3 protein-coding genes and 2 pseudogenes are annotated in these 4,910 nt (G+C 72.2%); 2 read left to right on the top strand and 3 right to left on the bottom strand.

The window, feature by feature from the left end; all coding sequences use genetic code 11:
- Both AOK24_RS34965 and AOK24_RS34960 read right to left on the bottom strand, forming a co-directional pair.
- Nucleotides 1–914: pseudogene (locus tag AOK24_RS34965) on the bottom strand (hypothetical protein); the annotation flags it as partial.
- A 173-nt stretch (nt 915–1,087) separates the two neighbouring features.
- The gene (locus AOK24_RS34960) at nt 1,088–3,160 is read right to left on the bottom strand and encodes an NB-ARC domain-containing protein (RefSeq protein ID WP_079057149.1); all 2,073 of its coding nucleotides are present in this window, start codon (nt 3,158–3,160) and stop codon (nt 1,088–1,090) included.
- Nucleotides 3,161–3,270: 110 nt separating this feature from the next.
- Here AOK24_RS34960 and AOK24_RS34955 point away from each other — a divergent pair, with 110 nt between their 5' ends.
- Nucleotides 3,271–3,681: a hypothetical protein gene (locus AOK24_RS34955; RefSeq protein ID WP_055724004.1), complete on the top strand. Its 411-nt coding sequence runs from the start codon at nt 3,271–3,273 to the stop codon at nt 3,679–3,681.
- A gap of 42 nt (nt 3,682–3,723) precedes the next feature.
- Here AOK24_RS34955 and AOK24_RS34950 read toward each other — a convergent pair whose 3' ends face one another.
- Nucleotides 3,724–4,104, bottom strand: coding sequence for an S-adenosylmethionine decarboxylase family protein (locus AOK24_RS34950; RefSeq protein ID WP_055724003.1), 381 nt, complete (start codon nt 4,102–4,104; stop codon nt 3,724–3,726).
- A 356-nt stretch (nt 4,105–4,460) separates the two neighbouring features.
- Here AOK24_RS34950 and AOK24_RS51525 point away from each other — a divergent pair.
- Nucleotides 4,461–4,910, top strand: a pseudogene (locus tag AOK24_RS51525) (GNAT family N-acetyltransferase); the annotation flags it as partial.

The raw sequence follows: 4,910 nt of genomic DNA, 5'->3' as shown, positions 1-4,910 counted from the left end.
TGCGCGCGCAGGAGTTGGGCGTGCAGGTCGCCCGAGGGGTCGAGGCGGGGCGCGGTGGTGGCGAAGGCCGCGGCCGGGGACGCGGGGTCGAGTTCGGCGAGGCCGGTGGCGGCGAGGAGGGTGGGGCGGTCGTGGGCGGCGGAGTAGAACGTCGTGCTGCCGTGGTCGCCGATCACCGCGTCGCAGGCGACGATCGCGGCCCGCCAGCCCTCCTCGGGCGGGATCACCATCAGGCCCGCGTCCATCGGCTCGCGCAGGCGTTCCAGGAGGTCGGCGCGGGTGTGCCTGGCCCAGACGTTGGGGTGGAAGACGGCCGCGACGGCGTACTCGTCGGCGGGCAGCGCGGTGACGAGATCGAGGGGCAGTCCGGGGTGGCGGCCGAGCAGCGAGTGCGCGCTCCACGTGGAGTGCAGGACGACGAGCCGCCGCCCGTCGGTGACGCCGAACCGGGCGCGGTAGCAGTCGCGTCGAGCCTCGCTGTCCCGGATCCGCTGGGCGCACCAGTCGCCGATCACCTCGGCGCGCGGCACCGCCTCGGGGCAGGTGTCCAGCAGCCGGGCGAGCTGGTCGGGATGCGAGACGCCGATCGCGGCGGGGATGACCCTGCCCCGGTGCGTCAGCTCCCGCCGGGACAGCCCCGCCGGGGACGTCGCGTCGCCCGTCGACTCGCTGACCAGCCGGTTGTACCCGGCGCCGTGCGGCATCACCATCAGCGGCGCGTCGAGCCGCCGCATCGTGGGGTGCACGGCGCAGGCGACGGCGAGCTGGAAGGTGCGCCGCGTCGCCTCCGCCCACGTCAGCACGCGCGGCCCCGCCACGGACACCAGGTACTCGTGCAGCCCGTCCGCGAAGGCCGAGCCGGGATTCACCGTGTAGTACTTCTCGATGCCGTCCTCGACGCGCAGCAGCTCCATCACATCGAGCACCCGTGTCGCCGAGGTCAGCGTGCGCGCCACCCCCAACACCGCCGCCCTGGACGGCGGTTGGGTGTCCCAGCGGGACCGGGCACGCGGCGGACGCGGACGGCGGAACACGGACAACGGGCTTCTCCAGTACGGCGGTTGCGGGATCGGCGGACGCGCTCGCTCTACGGCCTCACGCCCACGTTCCTGCGCAGCTCCCCGAGCTTCGCCTCACAGGCCGCCCGCAACGTCGGGTCGCTCGCGGCCAACTCGGCGAGCACGCCCAGCGCTTGGTCGAACTTGGCGTGCTGGCGGCTCGCGGCGGCCTGCTCGGCGGCGCTGACCGCGGCTTCGACGGCGGGCCCGGAACGCCCGAGGGCGTACAGGGCACGCGCCCGGACGATGTCGAGCCGCAGCAGCATCCCCGTGTTGTTCTTCTCCACGGCCGTCGCCCGCGCCTCGTCGAGCACACCGAGCGCCTCCGCCGCCCGCCCGGCAGCGAGCAGCGCCTGTCCGACGTTGTACGACTGGACGACGATCCCGTGGGCGTCGTCCCTGGCCGCGTTGGCCTCAAGTGCCTTGAGGAACAAGGCGTGTGCGTCCTCGTACGCGCCCTGCGCGCGGTCGGCGAGGCCCTGGCCCTCCCACGACGCCCCCTCCGCGAGGTGCACCAGCCCCCGGGTCTCCCACAGCACGCCGCTGAGCCGCGCGTCGGTGACCCGGTCGAGCAACTTCCCTGCCGCGTCCAGGACTTGGTGCGCCTCCTCGTACGCGCCCAACTCGTAGTGCGCCCGCGCCAGTTGGTTCCGCATCCGGATCTCGGCGTCGGCACGCCCGCAGCGCCGGGCCGCCTCGATGCCGAGGGTGTGGGCCTCGATGGAGTCCAGGTGGTGCTTGCGGCTGTGATAGAGCGCCCACAGTGATTCGCAGAGCTGCCAGACGGTGTCGTCCCAGCGCTGCTCGGCACACACCCTCAACACGGCCAGGAGATTGCCGCGTTCGGCGTCGAGCCATTCGATGGCCTCGGCCTTGTCGGTGAACAGCGCTTCCCTGCCGCCCAGTTCGGCCAGGGAGCGGGCAGGCGACGGCTGGAGCCGGAAGCGGCCTACGCCGAGCACCTGGGCGTCCGCGTGCGCGGCGGCCTCGGCGTAGTAGGCGGCCACCTCCCGCAGGACGGCTGTGCGTTCCGCCTGCGGAAGCCCTTGGGCGACCTTGCGCGCGTGCGGCCGGACGACGTCGTGCAACTGGAAGCGCACGGGCCGGTCGAGGGACTCGACGACCTCCGCCGAGCGCGCGGAGATGAGCCGGGCCACCGCCTTGCCCACGTCGGGGACGCCGGCGGCCGTCGCGAGGGAGCCGGTGGCCGTGGTTCCCGGCAGCAGGCCGAACAGGCGGTAGAGCCGCCGCGCGGGCTCGGGGAGGGACCCGTACATCAGGTCGAGCACCGTCGTCACCGCCTCCAACCCGTCCTCGCCCGCGCAGAGTTCGGCCACGGCGTCGCTCAGGCCGAGGTGGGAGTGCTCGTCCAGCCAGTCGCCGACGACGCCCAGCGCCAGCGGCAGGCCGCCGCAGAACCGGACCAGTTCGGCGGCGGCGCCGTCCGTGTCCGCGTCCCGCCACCGGTGGACGAGTTCGACGCCGGCCGACTCGTCGAGCGGGTCGAGGTCGATGAGGACCGCGCCGTCCCTGGCCAGGCCCGGCAGGCGGGTCCGGCTGGTGGCCACGAGCAGTCCCGAGGCCGGGACGAGCGGCCTGATCTCGGCCGCCTGCCAGACGTTGTCCACCACGACGAGCGTGTCCTGCCGGGCGGTGAGGCTCCGGAAGAGCGCGGCGCGCTCGTCCACCTCGGCCGGGACGAAGTCCGGGTGCACCCCCAAGGCCCGCAGAAACAGGGCGAGTACGTCGCTGACGTCGACCGCGCCGTCCTGCCGTCTGCCCGCGAGGTTCACGTAGAGGTGGCCGCCGGGATAGTCCGGCGCCCCGGCGGCCCACCGCGCCACCAGCGCGGTCTTGCCCACGCCGCCGAGTCCGGTCAGCACGACGACACCCGGGGTGCGCGCCGCGCGCAGCGCCTCGGCGACCGAGTCCAGGCGGCCGAGTTCGGCCGTACGGTTGACGAACTGCGGTGTGCCGACGGGGACTTGACGAGGCGTCACCTGCGGGGGCCCGGGCGGCAGTGTCAACGACCCCACCCGCTCCGCCATCACGACCGGCCCGAAGAACGCCGCGTCCCCGGAGATGGAGTTGTACGTCCCCACCCGACCACCCTCCCGTTCACCCACGAGTGCCCCAACTTACTACCGTGGTGGCGCAGTCGAGGGTCGTCCCTCTACCGTGAACGGGAGGACGACTTCACAGGGGGACGCGGGTGGAAGCGGAACTGGTGGCACTCGCCGGGACGGGCGCGACGACGATCGTCGGCCTGATGGCCACGGAGGCGTGGGACCAGGTGCGGCAGCGGGTCGTCCGGCTCTTCGCGCGCGGCGGCGACGGCGGCGCGGACGCCATGGACGGCGAACTCACCGCGTCCCGCACGGCGTTGGTCGCGGCGCCGGAGGAGGAGACGGCCGACGTCACGGCGTCGGTGCGGATGCGCCTGCGCAGGCTGCTCGCGGAGAACCCCGAGGCGGCGGAGGAACTCCGGTTATTGGTGGAGGAGTTCACCCCGGCCCAGAACGACTCGGTCCGCAACACCATCAGCGGCGGGACCTTCAACGGCCCTGTTCTGATGGGCCGTTCCTTCGAGAACACGACCTTCGACAGCGGCGGCGCGAGCTGAAGCCCGAAGCCGCCGCCCCTCAGGCCGCGACAGAGGCAGCGGTCAGTGCACCGCGCGCAGCATCCGCGTCACATTGATCCGCGTGGGCGCGAGCCCCAGCTCCACGCTCTCCATCATCCGCTCGCCGTTGAGCCGCCCATACGCGAGCAGGTCGACGTTGGCCAGGTTGAACTCCGGCCATGTGTGGATGCTGAGGTGGGAGGCCGAAAGGAGCAGAATCGCAGTGACCGCCCCATTCGGAAACACGTGGGACGCCTCGCCGAGCACCTTGGCGTTTCCCTTTTCGGCGGCCGTACGGAGCACCTGGAGAAGGCGTTCCTCGTCCGTCAGAATACTGTTGTCGCTCACCCATACGTCGACGGCGTACGAGCACAGATCGTCGACGTCTATACCCTCGGTGGCAAGGCTTTCGGCGTTCGTCATGGGGGACCGGGGAGTGTGACCGAGGTCACCGTCCCCGTCTCCTTTCGCTTGGTTTCTGCGCTGGTCCGCGCGGCCGAACAGGGAAGGTCGCGAGGCCAGTCACTGGCGCTCGTGGATGCCAGCCTAGCATCAGACGCCCCCTACGGCACTTCGGCCAGTTCGTCAAGAAGGCGGCCGGACGTGACCTGCTTCACTTTATGGAATTCCGCCCCGATAAAAGATCAAGGGATTCCCTGGCGGCCCGCACCGAATTCCCGGAGCGAATACCCCCGCTATTCCCTCGCATAGGCCGAACTCCCGTCCCTTACACTGGATGACACCCTGTCCGAAACCTTCCCCCGCCCTGGAGACCCCTGGTGAGTACGGCCGCCGATCGAGTGCTCAGCGAAGTCGCCGAAGCGGTCCGGCTCCAGGAGGGCCCGCCCGGCATCCGCTCGGTGCTGCGGGCGCTGCGCCGCCTGGAACCGGCGTCGACGAAGGAGCTGAGCCGGGCGACGAGCCTGCCGGTCCCGATCGTCGCGGCCGTCGGCAACGAACTGCGCCGCCGCGGCCTGGTCAGCAAGGAGCGCCCCTCCCGCCTGACCCCGGCCGGCCGCGCACTCCTGGGCGAGCTGGGCATGGACCTCGCGCTGGACGCCACGTGCACGACGTGCGCCGGCCGCGAGCTGGTCATCCCGGACGTGCTCGACGAGGCCGTACGGCGCCTGAGCGCGCTGATGGCCGATGGCCCCGCCGCCGACCTCGCGATCGACCAGTCGCACTGCACGCCGGAGACGAAGGTCCGCCGCGTCCTCGCGCTGCTCACC

Source organism: Streptomyces niveiscabiei, assembly GCF_001419795.1.
In the GTDB taxonomy this organism is placed as follows: Bacteria; Actinomycetota; Actinomycetes; order Streptomycetales; family Streptomycetaceae; genus Streptomyces; species Streptomyces niveiscabiei.
The sequence above is the reverse complement of the archived record's forward strand: the minus strand, read 5'-3'. Positions and strand labels throughout refer to the sequence as shown.

Coding starts and splice junctions, on each gene's coding strand:
- AOK24_RS34950 (WP_055724003.1), bottom strand. CDS start 4,104: ATGACGAACGCCGAAAGCCTTGCCACCGAGGGTATAGACGTCGACGAT.